General features: G+C 67.4%; 19 protein-coding genes. 12 read left to right on the top strand and 7 right to left on the bottom strand.

Annotated elements, in window-relative coordinates; genetic code table 11:
* Positions 1 to 77: 77 nt before the first annotated feature.
* The 4 genes from ACSQ24_RS16580 to ACSQ24_RS16595 are packed head-to-tail and all read left to right on the top strand — an operon-like array spanning position 78 to position 3,697.
* Entirely contained in the window at positions 78 to 497 is a 420-nt protein-coding gene (locus ACSQ24_RS16580; protein ID WP_436095736.1) for a thiol-disulfide oxidoreductase DCC family protein, read from the top strand.
* Positions 494 to 2,176 carry a DUF4166 domain-containing protein gene (locus ACSQ24_RS16585; RefSeq protein ID WP_436095737.1) on the top strand — a complete coding sequence of 561 codons (1,683 nt, stop codon included), beginning with the start codon at positions 494 to 496 and terminating at the stop codon, positions 2,174 to 2,176. The genes ACSQ24_RS16580 and ACSQ24_RS16585 overlap by 4 nt, the downstream gene beginning before the upstream one ends.
* Positions 2,163 to 3,215, top strand: coding sequence for an agmatinase (gene speB / locus ACSQ24_RS16590; RefSeq protein ID WP_436095738.1), 1,053 nt, complete (start codon positions 2,163 to 2,165; stop codon positions 3,213 to 3,215). The genes ACSQ24_RS16585 and speB overlap by 14 nt, the downstream gene beginning before the upstream one ends.
* On the top strand, positions 3,212 to 3,697 hold the full coding sequence (locus ACSQ24_RS16595; protein WP_436095739.1) for an Lrp/AsnC family transcriptional regulator: 486 nt from the start codon (positions 3,212 to 3,214) through the stop codon (positions 3,695 to 3,697). The genes speB and ACSQ24_RS16595 overlap by 4 nt, the downstream gene beginning before the upstream one ends.
* A gap of 13 nt (positions 3,698 to 3,710) precedes the next feature.
* Here ACSQ24_RS16595 and ACSQ24_RS16600 read toward each other — a convergent pair whose 3' ends face one another.
* The gene (locus tag ACSQ24_RS16600; protein ID WP_436095740.1) at positions 3,711 to 4,340 is read right to left on the bottom strand and encodes a TetR/AcrR family transcriptional regulator; all 630 of its coding nucleotides are present in this window, start codon (positions 4,338 to 4,340) and stop codon (positions 3,711 to 3,713) included.
* A 66-nt stretch (positions 4,341 to 4,406) separates the two neighbouring features.
* Here ACSQ24_RS16600 and ACSQ24_RS16605 point away from each other — a divergent pair, with 66 nt between their 5' ends.
* Positions 4,407 to 5,000, top strand: coding sequence for an isochorismatase family protein (locus ACSQ24_RS16605; protein ID WP_436095741.1), 594 nt, complete (start codon positions 4,407 to 4,409; stop codon positions 4,998 to 5,000).
* Positions 5,001 to 5,147: 147 nt separating this feature from the next.
* Positions 5,148 to 6,371, top strand: a complete 1,224-nt coding sequence (locus ACSQ24_RS16610) for an MFS transporter (RefSeq protein ID WP_436095742.1) — start codon at positions 5,148 to 5,150, stop codon at positions 6,369 to 6,371.
* 150 nt (positions 6,372 to 6,521) lie between these two features.
* Here ACSQ24_RS16610 and ACSQ24_RS16615 read toward each other — a convergent pair whose 3' ends face one another.
* Complete coding sequence (locus ACSQ24_RS16615) at positions 6,522 to 7,124, bottom strand: TetR/AcrR family transcriptional regulator (protein WP_436095743.1); 603 nt, start codon at positions 7,122 to 7,124, stop codon at positions 6,522 to 6,524.
* Positions 7,125 to 7,267: 143 nt separating this feature from the next.
* Between ACSQ24_RS16615 and ACSQ24_RS16620 the strand changes: the two genes are divergently transcribed.
* From ACSQ24_RS16620 to ACSQ24_RS16640, 5 genes are all read left to right on the top strand, one after another.
* Positions 7,268 to 7,474 carry a hypothetical protein gene (locus ACSQ24_RS16620; protein WP_436095744.1) on the top strand — a complete coding sequence of 69 codons (207 nt, stop codon included), beginning with the start codon at positions 7,268 to 7,270 and terminating at the stop codon, positions 7,472 to 7,474.
* 124 nt (positions 7,475 to 7,598) lie between these two features.
* Positions 7,599 to 8,798 carry an ornithine--oxo-acid transaminase gene (rocD, locus tag ACSQ24_RS16625; RefSeq protein ID WP_436095745.1) on the top strand — a complete coding sequence of 400 codons (1,200 nt, stop codon included), beginning with the start codon at positions 7,599 to 7,601 and terminating at the stop codon, positions 8,796 to 8,798.
* A gap of 235 nt (positions 8,799 to 9,033) precedes the next feature.
* Positions 9,034 to 9,807: a transporter substrate-binding domain-containing protein gene (locus ACSQ24_RS16630; RefSeq protein ID WP_436095746.1), complete on the top strand. Its 774-nt coding sequence runs from the start codon at positions 9,034 to 9,036 to the stop codon at positions 9,805 to 9,807.
* A 177-nt stretch (positions 9,808 to 9,984) separates the two neighbouring features.
* Positions 9,985 to 10,695, top strand: coding sequence for an ABC transporter permease (locus tag ACSQ24_RS16635; protein ID WP_436095747.1), 711 nt, complete (start codon positions 9,985 to 9,987; stop codon positions 10,693 to 10,695).
* On the top strand, positions 10,692 to 11,408 hold the full coding sequence (locus ACSQ24_RS16640) for an ABC transporter permease (protein WP_436095748.1): 717 nt from the start codon (positions 10,692 to 10,694) through the stop codon (positions 11,406 to 11,408). Before ACSQ24_RS16635 ends, ACSQ24_RS16640 begins: the two co-directional genes overlap by 4 nt.
* Before the next feature lie 7 nt (positions 11,409 to 11,415).
* Here the strand turns inward: ACSQ24_RS16640 and map are convergent, their stop codons facing one another.
* Positions 11,416 to 12,168 carry a type I methionyl aminopeptidase gene (gene map / locus ACSQ24_RS16645; RefSeq protein ID WP_436095749.1) on the bottom strand — a complete coding sequence of 251 codons (753 nt, stop codon included), beginning with the start codon at positions 12,166 to 12,168 and terminating at the stop codon, positions 11,416 to 11,418.
* Between the two features lie 172 nt (positions 12,169 to 12,340).
* Here map and ACSQ24_RS16650 point away from each other — a divergent pair, with 172 nt between their 5' ends.
* Positions 12,341 to 13,207: an NAD(P)-dependent oxidoreductase gene (locus tag ACSQ24_RS16650; RefSeq protein WP_436095750.1), complete on the top strand. Its 867-nt coding sequence runs from the start codon at positions 12,341 to 12,343 to the stop codon at positions 13,205 to 13,207.
* Positions 13,208 to 13,314: 107 nt separating this feature from the next.
* On the opposite strand, the gene ACSQ24_RS16655 is transcribed toward ACSQ24_RS16650, so the two are convergent.
* The 4 genes from ACSQ24_RS16655 to ACSQ24_RS16670 are packed head-to-tail and all read right to left on the bottom strand — an operon-like array spanning position 13,315 to position 15,342.
* Positions 13,315 to 13,956, bottom strand: a complete 642-nt coding sequence (locus tag ACSQ24_RS16655) for a uracil-DNA glycosylase family protein (protein WP_436095751.1) — start codon at positions 13,954 to 13,956, stop codon at positions 13,315 to 13,317.
* Entirely contained in the window at positions 13,953 to 14,414 is a 462-nt protein-coding gene (locus ACSQ24_RS16660) for a hypothetical protein (protein ID WP_436095752.1), read from the bottom strand. Before ACSQ24_RS16660 ends, ACSQ24_RS16655 begins: the two co-directional genes overlap by 4 nt.
* Complete coding sequence (locus tag ACSQ24_RS16665) at positions 14,411 to 14,884, bottom strand: hypothetical protein (RefSeq protein WP_436095753.1); 474 nt, start codon at positions 14,882 to 14,884, stop codon at positions 14,411 to 14,413. Before ACSQ24_RS16665 ends, ACSQ24_RS16660 begins: the two co-directional genes overlap by 4 nt.
* Positions 14,881 to 15,342 (bottom strand): hypothetical protein, encoded by a 462-nt coding sequence (locus ACSQ24_RS16670; protein ID WP_436095754.1) that lies wholly within the window; start codon positions 15,340 to 15,342, stop codon positions 14,881 to 14,883. Before ACSQ24_RS16670 ends, ACSQ24_RS16665 begins: the two co-directional genes overlap by 4 nt.
* Positions 15,343 to 15,344: the final 2 nt, after the last annotated feature.

Genomic DNA, 15,344 nt, shown 5'->3' on the forward strand with positions numbered 1-15,344 from the left:
CAGGGCATGGCACGCCTGCGCAGGAAGCGCATGAAACTTTTTCCCCGCCCGGTCAACCTCTCCCCTAAAGAGGCCCGATGACCAGCGCTTCCGCCCCGATCTGGCTCTATGACGGCGTCTGCGTGCTCTGCTCCAGTGGCGTGCGCTACACCTTGCGGCATGAGCGCGACCACGCCATCCGCTTCGTCGCGATCCAGTCGCATGAGGGGCGCGAGCTGGCCCGGAGCCATGGCATCGATCCCGACGAGCCGGACAGCTTCCTGTTCATCGAGAACGGCAAGGCGCTCGCCAAATCCGACGGGGTGCTCGCGCTTGTCAGTCATCTGAACGGACCAGCGCGCCAGTTGCTCGTCGGCGGAGCACTGCCGAAGCGCTGGCGGGACTGGCTCTATGACCGCGTCGCGCGCAACCGCTACCGGCTCTTCGGCAAGAAGGACAGCTGCGAGATCCCAGACCCGGCGACGCGGCACCGCTTCACTTTGCCGGACAGCCCATGAAGCGCGTCGTGCTGATCGGAGCGACCGGCGTCTTCGGCCGGCGGCTGGCGCGCCATCTCTCGCGCATGGACGGAATCGACCTGGTGCTGACCTCGCGCAGCACCGACAAGGCCGAAGCCCTGGCGAGCGCATTGGCGGCAAAGGCGAGCGTGCCGGTCAGCGGCGTCGCGCTCGATCGTGACAAGGACCTCGTCGCTTCGCTCGCCGCATTGCAGCCCTGGCTGGTGATCGATGCCTCAGGGCCGTTCCAGCACCAGGGCTACGAAGTGCCGACGGCGGCGCTCCTGCTCGGCGCCCATGTCGTCGACCTCGCCGATGCGCGCGACTATCTGACCGGTTACGGACCGCAGCTGAACGAAATCGCCAGGCAGCGCGGCCTCGTCGCGCTGGCCGGTGCGAGTTCGACCCCAGCCCTCTCGGCCGCGGCAGCGCGGGAACTGAGCGAAGGCTGGCAGCGGCTCGATACGGTCGACATCGCGATCACGCCGGGTGGGCGCAGCGAGGTCGGGCCGGCGGTCATCGCTGCTGTCCTGAGCTATGCCGGCAAGCCGGTGCCGATCTGGCGCGAAGGCGAATTGCAGACGACGCCCGGCTGGGGTGTCGGGACGGTCATCGACATGCCCGGTCTCGGCCCGCGGCGGGTCGCGCCGGTGGAGACGGTCGACGCCGAGACGCTCGGCCCGGGCCTCGGCGTGCAGTCGCGCGTGAGTTTTTCGGCCGGGCTCGAAGCCGGCATCGAGCAATGGGGGCTGGCGCTGCTCGGCTGGCTGCGGCGGCGTGGCAGGCTCACCGAGCTTGCGCCGCTCGTGCCCTTCCTCGTCAAGGCGCGCCGGATCACCCGGCTTTGGACCTCGGATCGCGGCGGCATGCATGTCGCAATCGCCGGCATCGACGCGAAGGGCCGGCCGCGCCGGGCCTATTGGTCGCTGCTGGCCGAGAACGACGATGGTCCGCAGGTGCCGGTGCTGGCTGCGGCAGCTGCGGTGCGTGCTCTGCTCGTGGATGGCATCGCCCCCGGTGCGCGCTCAGCCGCCGAAGCGCTCGACCTCGCCATGATCGAGGCCGAGATGGTGCCCTACGCGATCGGTACCAGCCAGGACGAGCGTGGCGCCGGCCCTGCCCTATTCGAGACCATGTTCGGGGCGCAGGCCTTCGCCGCCATGCCGGGAGCGATCCGCGCCTTCCACGCCGCCGATACCGAGCCGGTCTGGTGCGGTCGAGCCGAGGTCATGCGTGGCGAGGGGAAGGCGATTCGCCTGCTCTGCCGGTTCTTCGGCCTGCCCGCCGTCGGCGCCGACCTGCCGGTGACGGTCAGCGTCGCACGCGGTGATTCGTTCGACGACGGCTCGGAAACCTGGACCCGCAACTTCGCCGGCCAGCGCTTCAGCTCGTACCTGAGCGTGGATCGGGCTGGTGAACTGCGCGAGGCCTTCGGCCCGTTCTCCTTCACGATCGCCGCGCAGGCGAGCTCGGAAGGACTTGCGCTGCCGATCGCCGCCTGGCGCGTCTTCGGCCTGCCGCTGCCGCGCTTCCTGATGCCGCGTGCCGAGGCGCGCGAGACTGTTGACGCGGACGGCCGCTTCCGCTTCGACGTGCGGCTCTCTTTGCCCTTCTTCGGCCTGCTGACGCATTATCGCGGCTGGCTCAAACCTCGGGGACCAAGCGATGGACCAGGATAAACTCGCGAAACTCAGGGCGCGCTATGCCGGGGCGAGCGGCGCCGACATCCATGATCCGCGCTTCGCCAAGGTCGCGGCCGGGCAGTTCCAGGGCGACCGGCGCAAATGGCCGTTCTCCGACGTCGCGACCTTCATCAGCGCGCCCTATCGGCCGGATGCGCTGGGCAAGCCCGATCTCGGCGGGCTCGACGTCGCGATCATTGGCCTGCCCATGGATCTCGGGGTCACCAACCGGGCCGGCACGCGGCTCGGCCCGCGCGCGGTACGCGCCGTCGAGCGCATGGGGCCGATGGACCATGTCCACGGCACCGCGCCCTTCAACATGGTCAAGGCGGCCGATATCGGCGACGTGCCGTTCCGCTCGCGCTATTCGCTGGAGAGCTGCCACGAGGACATCGAGGCGACCTTCAAGCAGATCGTGCAGGCCGGCGTCTCGACGCTCGGCGTCGGCGGTGACCACTCGATCACCTATCCGATCCTGAAGGCCGTCGGCGAAAAGCGCCCGGTCGGCATGGTCCACATCGACGCGCATTGCGATACCTCCGGCCCCTATGAGGGCTCGAAGTTCCACCATGGTGGGCCGTTCCGGCAGGCGGTGCTCGACGGCGTGCTCGACCCGGAGCGCGTCATCCAGATCGGCATCCGCGGCGGCGCCGAATATCTCTGGGAGTTCTCCTACGAGTCCGGCATGACGGTGATTCATGCCGACGAGGTCGACCGGATGGGGCTCGACGCCGTCATCGCCAAGGCGCTCGCCGTGATCGGCGATGGGCCGACCTACGTCTCCTTCGACGTCGATTCGCTCGATCCGGCCTTCGCGCCCGGCACCGGCACGCCCGAGATCGGCGGCCTGACCCCGCGCGAGGCGCTCGCCATCCTGCGCGGGCTCAAGGGGCGCAACATCGTCGCCGCAGACGTGGTCGAGGTCGCGCCGCAATACGACGCGACCAGCAACACGGCGCAATGCGCCGCGCAGGTGCTGTTCCTCGAGCTCTGCCTGATCGCCGAGGCGAGAGCCGCCGGCAAGGGCAGGCCGTGAAGCGAAAGGCGCTCCAGCTCGACGCGATCGACCGCCAGATCATCGCGATCCTGCGGACGGAGGGCCGGATCACCAACCAGGCGCTGTCGGAACGGGTCGGGCTCTCGGCCCGGCCCTGCCTGGAGCGGATGCGCCGGCTCGAAGCCTCCGGGCTGATCGCCAGCTATGGCGCACGGCTCTCGCCTGAGCTCGCCGGCCACGCCATCATCGCCTTCGCGCAGATCTCGCTGCGCGACCATTCGGTCGGCCGGCGCGAGCGGGTCGAGAAGGTGCTGCGCGCCTGTCCGGACGTGGTCGAGCTCCTGGTGATCAGCGGCGATGCCGACTATCTCGCGCGCATCGTCGCGAGCTCGCTGGCCGCCTATGAGGAACTGACCGGAGCCTGGCTCGCCGACAACCAGCTCGGCATCGCCCGGATCGCGACCACCTTCGCCCTCAAGGCGCTGAAGGATTTCGAGGGCTATCCGCTGCTGGAGGAGTAGCGGCGCCTTGCCCTCAACCGTCCTGCCCGGCGAGGTGGCTCTTCAGCATGGCGCGCAGCTCGGCAATGGCCGGCGCACGCACGCTCTCATCGTCATCGGCACGCAGCAGCGCCGCGACCCGGATCAGGTGCAAGGTCACCGCAGCGAGCGAAGCGACCCGCTCTTCGGCGGTCGGCGGCTCGACGGCGCCGAGCAGCGCCGCGATGCGGCCGCGCAAACGGGCGCGCGCCTCCTTCTTGACCGCCGGGTCGAGACTGCGCCGTTCGCCGACGGCGAGGAAGGCCGGGTTCTCTTCGAGATAGGCGACGAAGCGGGCAAAGAGCGCATCCACCGCCGCCTCGACCGGCCGGCCGCGCACCTCCACCGCGAGCTGGTCGAGCATGCCGGCCAGCGCATCGAGATGACGGGCGTGGAGCGCTGCTGCGACATGCTCCTTGGTCGGGAAGAACTGATAGAGTGAGCCGATCGAAGCGCCGGCGCGCGCGGCGATCTGCGTCATCGTCGCCGCTTCGTAGCCGGCCTCCGCGAAGACCGCGCTGGCGCCATCGAGCAGCGCCGAGACCCGCTTCAGGCCGCGACTGCGACTCGGCGCCTTGGCGTTCTTCTCCGCCGGAGGGCTTGCGTTTTGTGAAGAGATACTCATAAATCTAAAAACATGAGGATACCCTCATAAAGGCCATCTCGGCCGCGCTCCCTGACGGAGACCCTGATGACGCTCCAGCTCGACCCTCGCAAAACCGCCCTCGTCCTCATCGACATGCAGAAGGGAACGCTCGCCTTCCCGCTCGCACCCTATGACCGGACAACCCTCATCGCCAATACGGCCGCGCTCGGGCAGACCTTCGCTGCGGCCGGAGGCCTGATCGTGACGGTCAGGGTCGCGTTCGCGCCGGACCGTTCCGATCTGCCGCCGCAAGCCATCGATCAACCGATGATGCTACCGCCGGGTGGCTTTCCGCCCGACTGGTCCGAACTCACTCCAGAGATCGCCGCTCTACCGGCGGCCGTCTCCGTCACCAAGCGGCACTGGAGCGCCTTCTACGGCACAGAACTCGACCTGCAATTGCGGCGGCGGCGAATCGAGACCGTGGTGATCGGCGGCATCGCCACGAATTTCGGCGTCGAATCGACGGCACGCGACGCTTGGCAGCACGGCTATGAGGTGATCGTCGCCGAGGACGCCTCGACCTCGGTCGGCGCGGAACTGCACGCCTTCGCCATCGCCTCGACGCTGCCGCGCGTCTCGCGGGTCCGCAGCATCTCGCAGATCATAGCGGCTCTGGCGCCGGCCGCCGCAGCCTGAGGCCCGGCTATGAACTGAGGTCATGCCACCTCTGTTCCCGCGCGATTGAACTGTAATTCTCTTGCGCGTAGCGCATGACGATAGCACTATGTTGCAGCGCGGCATGATCTCCGTGCCGCAACACAACAATCCGTCATCGGAATCGTCATGAGCCTCTCGAGCACGGGAGACGCGTTCGCGCGCCTTGCCCGCTCCGCCACCACGCCGCGTATCGGCCTTGTCCTGCTCGCTTTGGCGACGGGCGGCTTCGCCATCGGCACGGCCGAGTTCGCGGTGATGAGCCTGCTGCCCTATTTCTCGGCCGGGCTCGGCGTCGACGAGCCGGCGGCCGGGCACGTGATCAGCGCCTATGCGGCCGGCGTGGTCGTCGGTGCCCCGATCATCGCGGTGCTGGCGACGAAGCTCTCGCGTCGCACGCTGCTGATCGCGCTGATGGCGGCGTTCGCACTCGGCAACGGCCTCTCCGCGCTCGCGCCCACCTATGGCTGGATGCTGCTGTTCCGCTTCCTCAGCGGCTTGCCGCACGGCGCTTATTTCGGCGTCGCGGCGCTGGTCGCGGCCTCGCTGGTGCCGGCGAACCGGCGGGCGCTGGCCGTGGCGCGGGTGATGCTCGGGCTGACGGTCGCGACGATCCTCGGCGTGCCGCTGGCGAACTGGCTTGGCCAGGTGCTTGGCTGGCGCTGGGGCTTCGGCGTCGTCACGGCGCTGGCGCTGACCACCGTGATCCTGATCGCCTTGTTCGCCCCGAAGGACCGGCCGCAACCCGGCGCCAGCGCCCTGCGCGAACTCGGCGCGCTGCGCCACCGCCAGGTCTGGCTGACACTGGCGATCGGCGCCGTCGGCTTCGGCGGGCTGTTTGCGGTGTACACCTATCTCGCCTCGACGCTGATCGAGGTGACGCAGGTCGCGCCCTCGATGGTGCCGATCGTGCTGGCGATCTTCGGGCTCGGCCTGACCGTCGGCACGCTCGCCGCCGCCTGGTTGGCCGACCGGATGCCGATGGCCTCGATCGCGATCATCCTGATCTGGACCGCCGGCTCGCTGGCGCTCTTTCCCTTCGCCGCCGGCAATATCTGGGCGATCTCTGTCGTCGCCTTCATGATCGGCTGCGGCGGCGGGCTCGGCACCCCCCTGCAGACCAGGCTCATGGATGTCGCGCAGGACGCACAGACGCTCGCCGCGGCGCTGAACCACAGCGCCTTCAACACCGCCAATGCGCTCGGCCCCTGGTTCGGCGGCATGGCGATCGCAGCCGGCTATGGCTGGACCTCGACCGGCTGGGTCGGAGCCGGCCTCGCGCTTGCGGGCCTTGCAATCTGGCTGGTGACTCTATGGGATGCGAAGGGCCGGCAACGGGCAGCGTTGGCCTGATATCCTGTTACCGTCGACCAAAAGGCTGAGTCATCCCGGACAAGCGGCGCAGCCGCGCTGATCCGGGATCCATTCCGGAGCCTTTCCGATAGAGGTTCCGGAATGGGTCCCGGGTCTGCGCTTCGCTCCGCCCGGGACGACTAGCGTTTTTTAAGAGCGCGGCGGCGCCGCGATCAGGCGCATCGCGGCCGGAATCGAGGCTTGGCCAGCCTCTAACTGGTCGGTCAGCACATAGAACCAGTTGAAGCCGAGATAGAGCGCGAGCCTGGCCTCGACCTCCCCGGCCGGGATGTCGCCGCGCGCCGCGGCGGCATTGAAGAGGCCGCGAACGTCCCGCAGCCGTTCGGGCAGGAATTTCTCGCGCAGCACGGCGAGCGCCTCGGGATTGCTTTGCGCCTCGGCCAGCAGCGCCCGGAAGGTGCGCCCCGACGGGGTGCCACACCAGAAGCCCCACAGCGCCAAGGTGTGATCGACGAGGTCCCGCGCGAGATCGTCCGTCGGCACTGCCGTGATGATCGCCTTCTCGGCGGCATAGACCTCCATCAGCAGGTCGGCCCGGTTCTTCCACCAGCGATAGATCGTCGGCTTGCCCGCCCCGGCGCGGCGCGAGACCGCGTCGATCGAGAAGCCGGCATAGCCCTCCTCCGCCAGCACGGCGCGGGCTGCGGCGAGGATCGCCGCCTGGGAGGCCGGATTGCGCTTCGCCCCGATCGAGGCGCGGCGAGCCGGCGGCGTGGCTTTCCTAGCCTTCATGATCGGTTCCCTCTCCTTCCGCCCGGCCCGGCGCTCCGGACACGGTCCTTGCAAGCGCGATCTTGCAACAAAGCGAGTTGATATCGAAACGGATCGTATCTATCAATCATAACGAAACGGACCGTTCCGTTATTGAGGTGACAATGCCCACTGCAGCCCGCAATCCTATCCTCGCCCGCCTGCGTTTCCTGGGAACGCTGATGCTCGGCGCCTACCTGCTGATCAACCTGATCTTGGTCGCACTGGCCCCTGTGACGACCGGCTGGTCGACCTGGTCGGTCACGGCCCTCGCCGTGCCGCCGATGGTGCTCGGCATGGTCTATCTCGTCATCCCGATCGCCCGCCGCTGAGAACGCGGCCCGCATTTGTCCGATTCTGTCGCGGCGGCGACAGAATCGGCTGCGATGCGGCGACATGGCGGCCTGCCTCGGCTGCTTTCGCGGGCCTACCCTCGAAGAAACGAGGAGAACCGCCATGAACGCGATCGTGCTCGAACGGGAAGTCTGCGCACCGAACTACGCGCCCCTGCCGATCATGCTCTCCCATGGTGAAGGGGTCTGGCTCACAGATATCGCCGGCGTGCGGCGCCTCGACATGATGAGCGGCTACTCCGCCGTCAGCCTCGGCCATGGTCATCCGCGCATCCTCAAGGTGCTCAACGAGCAGGCCAAGCGCCTCGCCGTGACCAGCCGCGCCTTCCATACCGAGCCGCTCGGCCCCTTCCTGGCCAGGCTTTGCGCCGTCGCCGGCCAGGAGATGGCGCTGCCGATGAACACTGGCGCCGAGGCGGTCGAGACCGCGATCAAGGCAGCCAGGCGCTGGGGCCACAAGGTCAAGGGCATCGCCGACGGCAAGGCCGAGATCATCGTCGCCGACAATAATTTCCATGGCCGCACCACCACCATCGTCGGCTTCTCCTCCGACGAGAGCTATCGCGACGGCTTCGGCCCGTTCGCGCCGGGCTTCGTCAGCGTGCCCTTTGGCGATGCGGCCGCCATGGCAGCAGCGATCACGCCGAACACCGCCGCGATCCTGATCGAGCCGATCCAGGGCGAGGCCGGTATCGTGCTGCCGCCGGACGGCTATCTCGCGGCGCTGCGCGAGCTCTGCGATCGGCACAACGTCCTCCTGATCCTCGACGAGATCCAGTCCGGCCTCGGCCGCACCGGCCACTGGTTCGCGCATCAGCACGAGGGCGTGAAGCCGGACGGGCTGATCGTCGGCAAGGCGCTGGGCGGCGGGGTCTATCCGGTTTCGGCCTTCCTGGCCTCGCGCGCTGTGATGCAGTTGTTCGGACCGGGCTCGCATGGCTCGACCTTCGGCGGCAATGCGCTCGCTGCCGCGATCGGCCTTGAGGCGCTCGCCGTGATCGAGGAGGAGCATCTGGTCGAGCGCTCGGCCGAGCTCGGCGCCTACATGAAGCAGCGCCTCGTGGCGATGACGGCAGGCCTCGCCAGCGAGGTGCGCGGACGCGGCCTGTGGATCGGCGTCGAGATCGCGCCTGGCGCCGGAAACGCCAAGGAGATCGTCGCCCGCCTCGCCGATGCCGGCGTGCTGACCAAGGAGACGCATGAGCACACCATCCGCTTCGCGCCGCCGCTGACGATCAGCCGGCAGGAGCTGGATTGGGGGCTGGAGCGCTGCGAAAGCGTCTTTGCGGCCCGGGCGCGCTGAGCGCAGTGACAAAATCCGTGTGCGGCCGGCCTGGCGCGGTGCGAGAAAAATCCTCTCCGCCGTGCGATTTCAACAAATAAAACAGCGGCTTGCCTTGCGCCATCTTTGTGCGGACACGCTCAGAAAAGCTGCAAGAGCCTACTTGCGGCCCGCACCAAGGATCGCACAAGCTGTCGCGCACAAGCCGATGCGGGAACTCGAAACGCCCGATCGGCCAGATCCAAGGGGAGGTCCCATGAAAGGTTTCGCAAAGTTCTTCGCCGCCGCAGCGCTCACTGTTGCCGGCGCCACCGGGGCGCTCGCCCAGGCCAAGGAGTGGAAGGAAGTCCGGATCGGCACGGAGGGGGCCTATCCGCCCTATAACAACCTCAACGCCAAGAAGGAGCTCGAAGGCTTCGAGATCGATTACGGCAACCTTCTCTGCGAGAAGATGAAGGTGAAGTGCAGCTGGGTGGTGCAGGATTGGGACGGCATCATCCCGGCGCTGCAGGCCAACAAATACGACATCATCCTCGCCGGCATGAACGCGACCGACGAGCGCAAGAAGCAGGTCGAATTCACCTCGGTCTACAGCAAGACGCCGATCTGGATGATCGGCCCCAAGAGCACCGCCTCCAGCGACATCTCGCCCGCGACCTTGAAGGGCAAGTCGATCGGCGCGCAGGGCTCGACGATCCACGCCAACTACGTCGAGAAATTCTACAAGGACTCGACGGCGCGCCTCTATCCGACCCAGGAAGAGGCCAATCTCGACCTGCTCAACGGCCGCCTCGACTACATCGTCGCCGATGCGCTGGCCCTCGCCGACTTCCTCAAGGGACAGGGCAAGGATTGCTGCAAGCGGATCGCCGAGGTGACGCGTGACGATGCGATCCATGGTGCCGGCGTCGCCGGCGCCATCCGCAAGGCGGACACTGCGCTGAAGGATCTGGTCAACAAGGCGATCGCCGAGACCGTCGCCGACGGCTCGCTGAAGAAGCTCGAGGCCAAGTGGTTCAAGTACGAGTGATCTGAAGCCTGCTGACGCCCACCCGTCGGCCGCTTCAGGCCGGCGGATTCTGAAGCAAGTCCACTCTTCTTCGAAGCGCGGACTTGCTCCAGGTTTCTGTATTGTCGCGTTTCCGGACGGCGAACCGGTACCCACTTCGCCTGAAAACGCTCCAGTTCCTCGCGCGCCGGCCCTGCCATGTTCGATAAACTCGCTCTGCTCGGCTTCGGCCCCGGCGGCTGGGGCTGGGCCCTGCTGCAAGGCGCGGCCAACACCATCTCGGTCGCGGTCGCGACCCTGCCCTTCGGCCTGGCGCTCGGCCTCATCGTCGCGCTGTGGAAGCGCTCCGACAGCGTCCTGCTGCGCTCGCTGGCGACGATCTACACCACCGTCTTCCGCGGCGTTCCCGAACTGCTGACGCTCTACATCATCTATTTCGGCATCCAGGTGCTGGTGCAGAAGGTCTGGGGCGGCTTCTCGATCCCGCCCTTCGTCGCCGGCATGGTCGCGCTCGGCATGGTGCTCGCCGCCTTCTCCAGCGAGGTCTGGGTCGGCGCGCTGAACTCGATCCAGAAGGGCCAGCGCGAGGCCGCCTCGGCGCTCGGCCTGTCGAAGGCGCAGGCCTTCCGGCTCGTCGTCTTTCCGCAATTGATCCGCGTCGCGCTGCCGGGCCTCGGCAACAACTGGATGGTGCTGCTGAAGGAGACCTCGCTGATCTCGGTGATCACGCTGCAGGACATCATGTTTATCGCGACGCGCGCCAATGTCGTGACCAAGGAGCCGTTCCTGTTCTTCGGCACGGCGATGATGCTCTACTTCTTCTTCTCGCTGGTTTCCGCCTGGGGCATCGGCAAGCTCGAGCAACGCACCAATCGCGGCTACGCCGCCTTCGGCGGAGCGACGCGATGAACTGGTGCGAATATCCCGGCTACATGATCGGCAGCGAGGTCCTGCAGAACTATGGCTGCCGCATGGCGAGCGGCCTGTTGCTCACCTTCCAGCTGGTGGTTCTCTCGGTCGCATTCGGCTTCGTGCTCGCGATCGGCCTCGCCATAGCCCGGCTCTACGGCCCGCGCTGGGCGCAGATCGCGATCAACGGCTACACCACCTTCTTCCGTGGCACGCCGCTGCTCTGCCAGCTCTTCCTAGTCTATTACGGTTTCGGCCAGTTCCGCCTGTTCTGGCAGGATGTCGGCCTGTGGTGGTTCTTCCGCGAGCCGTTCTACTGCGCGCTCTTCACCTTCACCATCAACACCGCCGCCTACCAGGCCGAGATCCTGCGCGGCGCCATCCAGTCGATCCCGCGCGGCCAGTTCGAAGGCGCGCTCGCGCTGGGCCTGCATCGCTGGGCGACGCTGCGCCGGGTGATACTGCCGCAGGCGATGATCCTGGCGCTGCGCCCGCTCGGCAACGAATTGATCGTGATGATCAAGGCGAGCGCCATCGCCTCGCTGGTGACGCTGTTCGACCTGATGGGCGCGACCCGCCTCGCCTTCGCCCGCTCCTTCGACCTCTCGATCTATCTCTATGCGGCGCTGATCTACCTCGTGCTCACCGAGATCATCCGCCGTGTCTGGGACCGGATCGAGCTCAGGCTGACGCGGCATATGGCGTTGAGGTGAGCGGCGCTCAGCCCGGCAAGGTCAGGATCAGCGGACCGTTGGCGGTTGCGACCACGGTGTGCTCGTACTGGACCGTCGGCGCGCGCGGCTCGGCATAGAGCGTCCAGCGGTCGTCGCCTTCGTGCTCCGCCCAGTCCGCCCCCAGCGACAGGAACGGCTCGACGGTGAAGACGAGCCCCTTCTGCATGATGCGGCGCTCGGAGCGCTCGGGCCAGGTCGCGATCTCCTTGGGCTCCTCATGCAGCGAGCGGCCGATGCCATGGCTGGCAAGGTTACGGACCAAGGTATAGCCGTTCTTCTGCGCGAAGCGGCCGACCGCCTCGCCGATCCCGGCGATCGGCTTGCCGGCCCCGACCTGGCCGAGCCCGGCCCAGAGCGCACGCTTGCCGTCGCGGCACAGCCGTTCGATCCGGCGATCGACCGGCGGCACCGTGAACGACGCTCCGGTATCTGAATAGTAGCCGGCCTTCTCGGCGGAGACGTCGATGTTCACCAGATCGCCCGCAGCGATACGGCGGTCGCCCGGAATGCCGTGCGCGACCTCCTCGTTGATGCTGATGCAGGTGGCGCCCGGGAAGCCGTAGACAGTCTCGGGGGCGGACCGTGCGCCGTGCCTTTCGAGCATGTCGCGGCCGATCGCATCGAGTTCCGCCGTGGTCATACCCGGCTCGAGCACCCGCCCCATGGCCGCCAACGTATCGGCGACGATGCGGCCGATCTCGCGCAGGCTCTGAAGCTCATCGTCATTGGTGATGGTCATGAGGCGGTTCCTGACCGATTTCGGCGAGAGCGACAAGCCAGGGCGCGGCAGACTGCCCATGCATGATTTCTGCATAATCGCGATCGCTGCTATCGCGCCCGCATCGCTTCCCTCGCCTTCTCCGGCGCGCTAAAGCCGCACTGAGCTTTCAGACAATGCAGCGGAGCACCTCATGACCAAAGTCGCTTTCCTCGGTCTCGGCGTGATGGGCTATCCCATGGCCGGCCACCTCAAGGCCAAGGGCCACGACGTCACCGTCTACAACCGCTCGCCGGAGAAGGCGCAGAAATGGGTAGCGCAGCACGCCGGCGTCTACGCACCGACGCCGGCCCAGGCCGCCGAGGGCCAGGAAATCGTGTTCTGCTGCGTCGGCAATGACGACGATTTGCGCTCGGTGACGACCGGCGAGAACGGTGCCTTCGCCGCGATGGGCAAGGGCACGGTCTTCGTCGACCACACCACCGCCTCGGCCGATGTCGCGCGCGAGCTTGATGCCGCAGCGAAGGCGGCCAGCTTCGGCTTCATCGACGCGCCGGTCTCCGGCGGCCAGGCCGGCGCCGAGAACGGCGTGCTGACCGTGATGTGCGGTGGCGATCCGGCGACTTACGCCAAGGTCGAGCCGGTGATCGCAAGCTTTGCCCGCATGTGCCGGCTGATGGGCCCCGCCGGCTCCGGCCAGCTCACCAAGATGGTCAACCAGATCTGCATCGCCGGCCTCGTCCAGGGCCTCTCCGAGGGCGTCCATTTCGCCAAGCGTGCCGGACTCGATGTCGAGGCGATGCTGGAGGTGATCTCGAAGGGCGCCGCCGGCTCCTGGCAGATGGAGAACCGCGGCAAGACGATGAATGCTGACAAGTTCGATTTCGGCTTCGCCGTCGACTGGATGCGCAAGGACCTCGGCATCGTGCTCGACGAAGCCCGCAACAACGGTGCCCGCCTGCCGGTGACCGCGCTGGTCGACCAGTTCTATGCCGATGTGCAGAAGCTCGGCGGCGGGCGCTGGGATACGTCGAGCTTGTTGAAGCGGCTGGAGCCGTAAGGGGCCGCGACTCGTCATTGCGAGCGCAGCGAAGCAATCCAGAGCGGCAGTGCTCTATGCCTCCCTGGATTGCTTCGTCGCTGCGCTCCTCGCAATGACGGGTGAGCTCACCTCACCAGCCGCGCCACCTCGGCCCGCAGCACCGGTACCAGCTCCGCTTCGAACCAGGGGTGCTTCCTGAGCCAGCCATTGTTGCGCCAGGACGGGTGCGGCAGCGGCAGGATGCGCGGCTTGCGTTCCTGCGCGAAGATGGCGCGCCAGTCCGCGACGGTCGCCGTCAGATTGGCCGCCGCCTTCGGCCCGAGATGCCATCCTTGAGCATAGCGGCCGATCACCAGCACGAGTTCGATATGTGGCAGCGCCGCCAGCACGCGCTCACGCCACGCCGGTGCGCATTCGCGGCGCGGCGGCAGGTCGCCGCCCTTGGCGTCGACCCCGGGGAAGCAATGCCCCATCGGCACGATCGCAACGCGCGAGGCGTCGTAGAAGCGGGCATGATCCAGGCCGAGCCAGTCGCGCAGGCGGTCGCCGGAGCGGTCGGTGAAGGGCCTGCCGCTGGCATGGACCCGTGTGCCCGGCGCCTGGCTCGCGATCAACAGGCGGGCGCCTGCCTCCGCCTGGATCACGGGACGCGGCTCATGCGGCAGGCGCGGAAGATAGACCGGCTCATCCCGACAGATCCGGCACGCGCGCAATTCGGCGAGGACATCGTCGAGCGCTTCCAGCGAGCCGTCTCCTTGCCCGCTCATCGTCCGGCCAAGCGCTCCTGGCCCGGGCGCTGCGAGATCAGCCCGTCGCAATGCCAGGCCGGCATCTTGTCGGCATGCTTCTCCGGATCGCCGGGCTGGATGGCGAAGGCCCCGACGATGCCGCCGCTGACGACGCTGCGCGGGACGTAAAGCGTGCCGCTGCGCTCGACGGTGAAGCAATGGGTCTGGCGCGTCTCGATCGGGCCGTAATAGTAGCAGATCGCGTCCTGCGTCGTGGTCCAGCAGGCGTCGCGGTTCGGCGTTTCCCGATTGCGATTATACCCGCTCACGCGCCCATCCTCGTGATGATACTCGCTAAACGTCCCGCCAGTGCTGTAGCGCCCGGTCACGGTGTTGCCTTCGACGAGCTGGCGCATCTGCTCGCCGGTCAGTCGCTCGACCGCGAGCGCTCCGCTCCCCCAGACCGAGAGGCCGAGAACGAGCGCCAGCGACCTCATCGCGAGGCGACCCGCGGCGACATCGCTGGCGACGGCGCGTTCGAGATCAGCCCGTCGCAATGCCAGGACGGCGCCCTGTCGGTATGCTTCTCCGGATCGCCCGACTGGATGGTGGCGATGCCGTTGATCCGGCCGGTCCGATAGGTCTTCAGCACATAGAGCGTGCCGCTGCGCTCGACGGCGAAGCAATAGGTCCGGCGGGTCTCGTGGGGACCGTAATAGTAGCAGACGGCATCGTCCGTCGTCGTCCAGCAGGCATCGGTGTTGGTCACGTGCCGGTTGTGCCCGGTCGCACGGCCATCCTGGTGATGATACTCGCTGAACGGCAGCCCATTATTATAGCGGCCGGCGACGGTATTGCCCTCGAAGAGCTTGCGGATTTCCTGGCCGGTCAGCCGCTCGACCGCGACCGCGCTGGTCGCGCAGATACATAGCCCCAGGAGCACCGCTATCGTGCGAAGCCATGTCATCGTGCCGCCACCCGGCGTGACATCGGAAGCTGCGGGCCACGCGAGATCAGCCCGTCGCAATACCAGGGCTTGCCACCATCGGTATGATTGCGCGGATTGGCGAGCTCGATCGTCGCCACCGCATTGATCCGGCGATCGCCGACATTGCGCAAGATATAGAGCCGCTCGGTCAATTCGACCGTGAAGCAATGCGTCGTCCGGTCCTCCGGCGGGCCATAATAGTAGCAGACGGCATCGCCCTTGGTGATCCAGCAGGCGTCGCGATTCTCCTGCCAGCCATTATTGCCGAGCGCCCGTCCGTCGGGGTCGTGATATTCGGTGAAGAAGCCGCCGCCGGTATAGCGGCCGCTGACCGTATTGCCGGTGAAGGCCTGGTTGATCTGCTCGCCCGTCAGCCTGTCCGCCGCCATGGCGGCAAGCGGCAGCATGAGCGCAAACAGGACGGCCAGCAGGCGCATCG

The sequence above is a fragment of the Allobosea sp. LjRoot237 genome (assembly GCF_964253285.1).
Classification (GTDB): Bacteria; Pseudomonadota; Alphaproteobacteria; order Rhizobiales; family Beijerinckiaceae; genus Allobosea.

Coding starts and splice junctions, on each gene's coding strand:
- ACSQ24_RS16630 (WP_436095746.1), top strand. CDS start 9,034: ATGAAAGGTTTCGCAAAGTTCTTCGCCGCCGCAGCGCTCACTGTTGCC.
- ACSQ24_RS16650 (WP_436095750.1), top strand. CDS start 12,341: ATGACCAAAGTCGCTTTCCTCGGTCTCGGCGTGATGGGCTATCCCATG.
- rocD (WP_436095745.1), top strand. CDS start 7,599: ATGAACGCGATCGTGCTCGAACGGGAAGTCTGCGCACCGAACTACGCG.
- map (WP_436095749.1), bottom strand. CDS start 12,168: ATGACCATCACCAATGACGATGAGCTTCAGAGCCTGCGCGAGATCGGC.
- ACSQ24_RS16640 (WP_436095748.1), top strand. CDS start 10,692: ATGAACTGGTGCGAATATCCCGGCTACATGATCGGCAGCGAGGTCCTG.
- ACSQ24_RS16600 (WP_436095740.1), bottom strand. CDS start 4,340: ATGAGTATCTCTTCACAAAACGCAAGCCCTCCGGCGGAGAAGAACGCC.
- ACSQ24_RS16620 (WP_436095744.1), top strand. CDS start 7,268: ATGCCCACTGCAGCCCGCAATCCTATCCTCGCCCGCCTGCGTTTCCTG.
- ACSQ24_RS16610 (WP_436095742.1), top strand. CDS start 5,148: ATGAGCCTCTCGAGCACGGGAGACGCGTTCGCGCGCCTTGCCCGCTCC.
- ACSQ24_RS16665 (WP_436095753.1), bottom strand. CDS start 14,884: ATGACATGGCTTCGCACGATAGCGGTGCTCCTGGGGCTATGTATCTGC.
- ACSQ24_RS16585 (WP_436095737.1), top strand. CDS start 494: ATGAAGCGCGTCGTGCTGATCGGAGCGACCGGCGTCTTCGGCCGGCGG.
- ACSQ24_RS16635 (WP_436095747.1), top strand. CDS start 9,985: ATGTTCGATAAACTCGCTCTGCTCGGCTTCGGCCCCGGCGGCTGGGGC.
- speB (WP_436095738.1), top strand. CDS start 2,163: ATGGACCAGGATAAACTCGCGAAACTCAGGGCGCGCTATGCCGGGGCG.
- ACSQ24_RS16580 (WP_436095736.1), top strand. CDS start 78: ATGACCAGCGCTTCCGCCCCGATCTGGCTCTATGACGGCGTCTGCGTG.
- ACSQ24_RS16660 (WP_436095752.1), bottom strand. CDS start 14,414: ATGAGGTCGCTGGCGCTCGTTCTCGGCCTCTCGGTCTGGGGGAGCGGA.
- ACSQ24_RS16670 (WP_436095754.1), bottom strand. CDS start 15,342: ATGCGCCTGCTGGCCGTCCTGTTTGCGCTCATGCTGCCGCTTGCCGCC.
- ACSQ24_RS16615 (WP_436095743.1), bottom strand. CDS start 7,124: ATGAAGGCTAGGAAAGCCACGCCGCCGGCTCGCCGCGCCTCGATCGGG.
- ACSQ24_RS16655 (WP_436095751.1), bottom strand. CDS start 13,956: ATGAGCGGGCAAGGAGACGGCTCGCTGGAAGCGCTCGACGATGTCCTC.
- ACSQ24_RS16605 (WP_436095741.1), top strand. CDS start 4,407: ATGACGCTCCAGCTCGACCCTCGCAAAACCGCCCTCGTCCTCATCGAC.